Here is a 6,243-nt window from a genome sequence, read left to right as displayed (position 1 = left end):
CAGGATCAAACTCTCCATGAATGTTTACCCGTAATCGGGTGCACACGCACTTAGAGCGGGACAGTCATGTCGGAATAAGACCGACCGTCCACTGCATCCTCGCTGTGTAATTGCCTGCAAGTGTCAGAGCCGAAGCTGCGACCTCACAGGTCTTTTTCAAAGGAACCTCATCCACCGAAATGGACGGGGTATCAACTTTTTGGCGTTGATTTTTGGCACGCTGTTGAGTTCTCAAGGAACGGACGCTTCCTTTGTACTCACCCTCTCGGGCTTTCCTCCGGGCGCTTCGTTTCGTTCTTGTGTCTCCGACTCTATCAGACTCTTTCGGGCCTGACTCCCAGTCAGCGGGTTTTGCCTTCGGGGCTGTTGGGCCCTTCCGACTCCCGAACTCTAGTGGATTTCCCGGGCGATTCATAATCGACCTTCAGGAATGAATTCGGGCATGCCGAATACGTTCCCGGTGGGAGATTTTGCTGAGTTGGGTGCCGCAACGAGGCGGCGGGATTCGTTGGCTCCGGAACCTTTCGGCTCAGGGACAACTCGAAGAACCTTACGGATCCGCGGGGCCCGTGTCAAACCGGAGCTCAGGGCCCGGTCACTGGGCGGTCAGTGCGGGGACTGGAGGTCCTCGACGCGGTCCAGGAGGCGGGTGAGCATGTCGCCCAGGACGCCGCGCTCCGCCGTGGAGAGGTCCTGGAGGAGGTCCTCCTCGAAGACCGTCGCCGCGCGCATCGCGTCCAGCCACTTGCTGCGGCCCTCCGCGGTGAGCTCCACGATCACGCGGACGCGGTTGTTCTCGTCCCGCTCGCGCGTGACAAGTCCTTCCGCCGTCATGCGGTCGATCCGGTGGGTCATCGCCGCCGGCGTGAGGCCGAGCTGCTTCGCGAGCTCGCTCGGGCCCATGCGGTACGGGGCTCCGGAGAGCACGAGGGCCTTGAGGACCTCCCACTCGGCGTTGCTGATGCCCAGGGCCGCCGTCTGGCGGCCGTACGCGACGTTCATGCGGCGGTTCAGGCGGCTGAGGGCCGAGACGACCTTCTCGACCTGGGGGTCGAGGTCCTGGAACTCGCGCTGATAGACGGCGATCTGTTCGTCGAGGCTCGGCTCGTGGACGGGCGCAGTGCCGTCGGGGGTGTCACCCATGGTTCGAAGTATGGCACGGGGCCGTTGGCGTCTAACTCCTTCGATGTGTAGTCTTAAGCATCGAACTTTAGGTATGAAGTCTTCAAGCTTCAGCAATCAAGGTGGTGAGAAGTGACCAAGGTGATGGGCGCTGCGATGCGGAGGATCCAGGCCGGGAACGCGTTGACCGCGTTCGGTATCGGCTTCACGGTTCCGTTCCTCTACGTCTACGCGGCGAAGGTGCGAGAGCTGGACCCCATGTGGGCGACCGGCACGTTCATGGCGTTCGCCCTCGGTGCGCTTCTCGCGCTGCCCTTCACCGGGCGGGTGATCGACCGGCGCGGTCCGGTCCCCGTCGTCATCGGTGCGGCCGTCGTGGCCTCGCTCGGCGCGCTGTCGCTCGGGCTCTCCACCGGTGTGGTGGCGATCCTGCTCTCCGCGCTCGCGCTGGGCGCCGGCCAGGCCGTCATGCAGCCGGCGCTGGCCACGATGATCGTGCGCTGTTCCACCCCGTCCACCCGGACCCGTGCCTTCGCCCTGCAGTTCTTCATGCAGAACCTGGGTCTGGGCATCGGCGGTCTGATCGGCGGGCTCATCGTCGACGAGAGCCGTCCCGGCAGCTTCACCCTGCTCTTCGGCATCGAGGCCGTGATGTTCCTGGTCCTGGCCGGGGTCATCGCCACCGTGCGGATGCCCCAGGTCCCGGCCATCAGCACCGCGCTGGCCAAGGACGCCGCCCAGGCGGGCGGCGGCTGGAAGCGGCTGATGGAGCACAAGGCGATGGTGCAGTTCTGCATCCTCGGTTTCGTGCTGTTCTTCGCCTGTTACGGGCAGTTCGAGTCGGGGCTCGCCGCCTTCGGTACCGAGGCCGCCGGGATCTCCCCCTCCACGCTCGGTTTCGCGCTCGCCGCCAACACCGGGGCGATCGTGCTCGCCCAGTTCGTCGTGCTGCGGCTGGTGGAGAACCACCGCCGGTCCCGGGTGATCGCGCTCGTCGGGCTGCTCTGGACCGTGGCGTGGATCATCGCCGCCTTCTCCGGACTGGGGCACGGCAGCGCGGTCATGGCCGCCGCCGCGTTCGTGACCACGTACGCCCTCTTCGGGATCGGCGAGGCGATGCTGTCGCCGACGCTGGCGCCGCTGGTGGCCGACCTGGCGCCGGAGGGCTCCGTGGGTCAGTACAACTCGGCCTTCGCGCTGGTCAAGCAGCTGGCTCTGGCACTCGGGCCGCTCGGTGTGCCGCTGGCCGCCGGCCTTCCGATGCTCTACATCGGGATATTCGTCCTGGTCTCGCTCGGCATCGCCGCGCTGGCGCTGCGCCTCGGCAAGCAGCTGACGCCGGTGCAGGACAACCCGTCGCTGGCCGGGAGCACCGTCGTGGTGAAGCGGGTCATGGACGCCGAGCCCGAGTCCGTGCCCGCGTAGCCGGGGAAGCCATGGGGAAGACGAAGGCCCCGGTCCGGTGGACCGGGGCCTTCGTCGTGTCCGGCTACGGGGCCTTGTCGGGGAGGGCGAACTCGCACCAGACGGCCTTGCCGCCGCCGGGGGTGCGGCGCGAGCCCCAGGCCGAGGCGATGGTGGCGACGATGGAGATGCCGCGGCCGGTCTCGTCGGCCGGTTCGGCGCGGCGGCGGCGCGGGAGGTGGTCGTCCCCGTCGGTGACTTCGATGATCAGCCGGCGGTCGGTGCGGCGCAGCCGCAGGCGCATGGGCGGGGTGCCGTGCTGGAGGGAGTTCGCGACGAGCTCGCTGGCCGCGAGGACCCCCAGGTCGCACAGCTCCACGGGGAAGCGCCAGGAGGCGAGGACTCCCTGGGCGAAGGCACGGGCGCGCGGGGCGGCCTCGATGCCGCCGAGGAGTTCCAGGGCCGCGTTGTGGAAGAGCTCGGCGTCGGCGCCGGTGCGGGCGGGCTGCTGGAGGACCATCACGGCGACGTCGTCGTCGTGGTCGGCGTCGACCCCGAGGGCGCGCATCAGGCGGTCGCAGATGACGGCGGGGGTGCCCTGGGCGCCGGAGAGGGCGCGCTCCAGGGCGGCGACGCCTTCGTCGATGTCCTCGCCGCGGCGCTCGACCAGGCCGTCCGTATAGAGGACGGCGGTGGAGCCGGGGCCCAGCGCGATGGTCCCCGAGGTGTGCAGCCAGCCGCCGGTGCCGAGCGGCGGGCCGGTGGGGTCGGCGGCGCGGCGGACCGTGCCGTCCTCGTCGCGGACGAGGATCGGGAGGTGGCCGGCGGAGGCGTACGCGAGGAGGCCCTCGTTGGGGTCGTGGACGGCGTAGACGCAGGTGGCGATCTGGCTGGCGTCGATCTCGGCCGCGAGGCCGTCGAGGAGCTGGAGCACCTCGTGCGGGGGCAGGTCGAGGCGGGCGTACGCGCGGACGGCGGTGCGGAGCTGGCCCATGACGGCGGCGGCGCGGACGCCCCGGCCCATGACGTCGCCGATGACGAGGGCCGTGCGGCCGGCGCCGAGGGTGATGACGTCGTACCAGTCGCCGCCGACGGCGGCTTCCGTGCCGCCGGGCTGGTAGGTGGCGGCGACGCGCAGGTCGTCGGGCTGCTCCAGCTCCTGCGGGAGGAGGGAGCGCTGGAGGGTGACGGCGGCCTCGCGCTGGCGGCGCTCGCTGGCGCGCAGCCGTTCGACGGCCTCGGCGTGGTCGGTGACGTCGGCGAGGTGGATCAGGACGCCGGTGCCGGTGTGGGCTTCGGCTTCGGTGTCGGATCCCGTGCCGGAGCCGGAGCCGGTGGTGGCGTGGGCGTGGGCGGTGGCTCCGTCGGCGTCGGCCTTGGTCTTGGGGAACTCGATCGGGGTGCAGGTGACCGTGTACGAGCTGGTGCCGCCGGGCGCCGTGCGGTTCTTGGCCGTACGGGGCTTGCCGCTGCGCTGGACCTGGTCCAGGAGCGGGAGCAGGCCGAGGTCGCCGAGCTCGGGGAGGGCCAGGTGCGCGGGGGCGCCGGGGGCGCGGGCCCCGAAGCCGGCGGTGTAGGCGTCGTTGACGTAGGCGACGCGGTGGTCGGGGCCGTGCACGAGGGCGACGAGGGCCGGGAGGAGGTCGAGGACCTCGCGTACGGAGAGCTCGTCGAGGGAGGGTACGGGGATCCCCGTACCCTCGGCGGCGCCGGACGCGGAACGGGCACCGTTGCCGTTGCCGGTGACGGAGCCGGTGCCGCGGACCGTGGGGTCCGCGGGGCAGCCGTCCGGGCCGGCCGGGGAATGGCCGGCCGCGCCGCGGGCGGCGGGGACCGAACCCTCGCCCCGTTTGGCCTGGGCGGCTGCGTGTTCGGACCGGGCCGCGGCGCGGCGCTGCGTTCCGGGGAACCGGGCGCTCCAGCGCGTGAAGTTCACTGCTTTCAAGCCTCGTGGTGTCGCTCGTGGTCGCTGTGTCACTCGGTGGCAATCGGGTGGCACTCGGATGTCACGCTGATGTCACTCTGTGCAGGTGTGAGCCCACCTATGGTCACACGTCCAGTGTGACCGACGGGACTGACGGCCTCAGCCTGCGTTCTTCTTCGGAGGGTCCTTGGGGCCTCCGCCCGCCGCGAGTTCGAATTCTGCTCTGGGGTGTTCGAGGGATCCCAGCGAGACGATCTCGCGTTTGAAGAGGCCGGAGAGGGTCCACTCGGCGAGCACGCGCGTCTTGCGGTTCAGGGTCGGGACGCGGCTGAGGTGGTAGGCGCGGTGCATGAGCCAGGCCGGGTAGCCCTTGAGCTTGCGGCCGTAGACGTGGGCGACGCCCTTGTGGAGTCCGAGGGAGGCCACGGAGCCCGCGTACTTGTGGGCGTACTCGGTGAGGAGTCCGCCGCGCAGGGACGAGACCAGGTTGTCGGCGAGGACCTTGGCCTGGCGGACGGCGTGCTGGGCGTTGGGGGCGCAGGCGACACCCTTCTCGGGGGCGGTGATGTCGGGGACGGAGGCGGCGTCGCCGGCGGCCCAGGCGTGCTCGACGCCTTCGACGGTGAGGAAGGAGGTGCAGGCGAGGCGGCCGCGGTCGGTCTTGGGCAGGTCGCTGGCGGCGAGGATCGGGTGCGGTTTGACGCCGGCGGTCCATACGACGGTGCGGGTGGGGAAGCGGGCGCCGTCGCTGAGGACGGCGATCCGGTTCTCGCAGGATTCGAGGCGGGTCTCCAGGCGCAGGTCGATGCCGCGGCGGCGCAGTTCGCGGATCGTGTAGGTGCCCATCTCGGGGCCGACCTCGGGGAGGATCCGGTCGCTGGCCTCGACCAGCACCCACTTCATGTCCTCGGGCTTGACGTTGTGGTAGTAGCGGGCGGCGTAGCGGGCCATGTCCTCCAGCTCGCCGAGCGCCTCGACCCCGGCGTAGCCGCCGCCGACGAAGACGAAGGTGAGGGCGGCGTCGCGCAGGGCGGGATCGCGGGTGGAGGAGGCGATGTCCATCTGTTCGATGACGTGATTGCGCAGGCCGATGGCCTCTTCCACGGTCTTGAATCCGATGGCGTATTCGGCGAGTCCCGGAATGGGGAGCGTGCGGGAGACGGAGCCGGGGGCGAGGACGAGTTCGTCGTACTCGATCTCCACCGGGCCGCCGCCCTCCTCGTCGGTGGCGAGGGTGGTGACCGTCGCGATCCGGGCCGCGTGGTCGATGTGCCGGGCCTCGCCGATGACGATGCGGCATTTCGGCAGCACGCGGCGCAGCGGGACCACGACGTGGCGCGGGGAGATGGAGCCGGCGGCCGCTTCGGGGAGGAAGGGCTGGTACGTCATGTAGGGCTCGGGAGTGACCACCGTGACCTCGGCCTCGTCGGTTCTCAGCTTTCGCTGGAGCCGGAGTGCCGTGTACATGCCTACGTAGCCGCCGCCGACGATGAGGATCCGCGTACGGGACGGGGTACCGGGGGCCGTGCCCCGGGAGTTAGCAGCCTTCACCGTCCCATGACGCAACGTGGCCGGGAGTTTGTCCACAGGCCCGGCACATTGTGTGACCGGAGGGGACGGCGGGGCGAGGCCGTCAAGGGGTGCGGATGGAAGGGAAGGCATGCAGGTCAGGCGGTACGGAATGAGTGATTCTGGGGGCTTCGAACGGAAAATTGAGGGTGAATGCTCCGATCGGGCGGTGGTCCGTCCGGGGCTGCCTCTTCTGAATTGACTCTGGCTCAACTATGTTCGTA

4 protein-coding genes are annotated in these 6,243 nt (G+C 69.8%); 1 reads left to right on the top strand and 3 read right to left on the bottom strand.

Annotation, left to right across the window (positions count from 1 at the left end; translation table 11 throughout):
- Positions 1 to 606: 606 nt before the first annotated feature.
- On the bottom strand, positions 607 to 1,143 hold the full coding sequence (locus tag ACIA8F_RS02155; protein WP_243341117.1) for a MarR family winged helix-turn-helix transcriptional regulator: 537 nt from the start codon (positions 1,141 to 1,143) through the stop codon (positions 607 to 609).
- 123 nt (positions 1,144 to 1,266) lie between these two features.
- Between ACIA8F_RS02155 and ACIA8F_RS02150 the strand changes: the two genes are divergently transcribed.
- Positions 1,267 to 2,547 (top strand): MFS transporter, encoded by a 1,281-nt coding sequence (locus ACIA8F_RS02150; RefSeq protein WP_399376257.1) that lies wholly within the window; start codon positions 1,267 to 1,269, stop codon positions 2,545 to 2,547.
- Between the two features lie 64 nt (positions 2,548 to 2,611).
- On the opposite strand, the gene ACIA8F_RS02145 is transcribed toward ACIA8F_RS02150, so the two are convergent.
- A complete protein-coding gene (locus tag ACIA8F_RS02145; RefSeq protein ID WP_399376241.1) occupies positions 2,612 to 4,462 on the bottom strand; it encodes a SpoIIE family protein phosphatase in 1,851 nt (616 codons plus the stop codon).
- Between the two features lie 147 nt (positions 4,463 to 4,609).
- Entirely contained in the window at positions 4,610 to 6,001 is a 1,392-nt protein-coding gene (locus ACIA8F_RS02140) for an NAD(P)/FAD-dependent oxidoreductase (protein WP_399376240.1), read from the bottom strand.
- Positions 6,002 to 6,243 lie beyond the last annotated feature (242 nt).

Source organism: Streptomyces sp. NPDC051563, assembly GCF_044454225.1.
Taxonomy (GTDB): Bacteria; Actinomycetota; Actinomycetes; order Streptomycetales; family Streptomycetaceae; genus Streptomyces.
This window is presented reverse-complemented; position numbering and strand designations above follow the sequence as displayed.